1 protein-coding gene and 1 pseudogene are annotated in these 834 nt (G+C 54.8%); both read left to right on the top strand.

What is annotated here, in order from left to right; all coding sequences use genetic code 11:
* Positions 1-113 (top strand): annotated as a pseudogene (locus H8S80_RS34560) (adaptin-ear-binding coat-associated protein); the annotation flags it as partial.
* Positions 110-834, top strand: a 725-nt coding sequence (locus H8S80_RS33935; RefSeq protein ID WP_187049107.1) for an ATP-binding protein, incomplete at its 3' end; no start/stop codon positions are given. The pseudogene H8S80_RS34560 and the gene H8S80_RS33935, both read left to right, overlap by 4 nt.

The raw sequence follows: 834 nt of genomic DNA, 5'->3' as shown, positions 1-834 counted from the left end.
ACAGCCATGCAGCCACCATTTACAAGTGGGCGCAGGAGGACGCTGCCAAAGGCAAGGCTGCCCCGAAACAGGGCATACCCGATTATTCATGCAAGGAGGGCGAGAGCTTATGAAAAACGAGATTGAAGCTATGATTACGGACATTACAGCCACTACCGCCGAAGCGGAGGACTACACAGGCGAGGACGGGCTTTTATACTGCGGCAAGTGCCATACGCCCAAAGAAGCCTATTTTTCAAAAGAAACCGCCCAATGGTTAGGGCATGACCGACACCCGGCAGAGTGCGACTGCCACCGGGCAGCCCGTGAAAAACGGGAAGCCGCTGAAAGCCGACAGAAGCACCTTGAAAAAGTGGAGGACTTGAAACGCCGGGGCTTTACCGACCCCGCTATGCAAAACTGGACATTTGAGCATGACAACGGCAGAAACCCACAGACCGAAACCGCCCGCTTTTATGTGGAGAGCTGGGAAACCATGCAGGCTGAAAATATCGGCTACCTGTTTTGGGGCGGCGTGGGGACAGGAAAAAGCTACCTCGCTGCCTGTATCGCCAACGCCCTTATGGAGAAAGAAGTTGCCGTCTGCATGACAAACTTTGCAACGATACTGGGTGACCTTGCCGCCAGCTTTGAGGGCAGGAACGAATATATTTCCAGCCTTTGCAGCTATCCTCTACTGATACTTGATGATTTCGGTATGGAGCGAGGGACAGAGTACGGGCTGGAACAGGTTTACAGCGTGATTGACAGCCGTTACCGAAGCGGCAAGCCGCTGATCGCCACGACCAACCTCACGCTGGAGGAATTGCAGCACCCGCAGGACACGCCCCACGC

The sequence above is a fragment of the Hungatella sp. L36 genome (assembly GCF_014288035.1).
The sequence above is the reverse complement of the archived record's forward strand: the minus strand, read 5'-3'. Positions and strand labels throughout refer to the sequence as shown.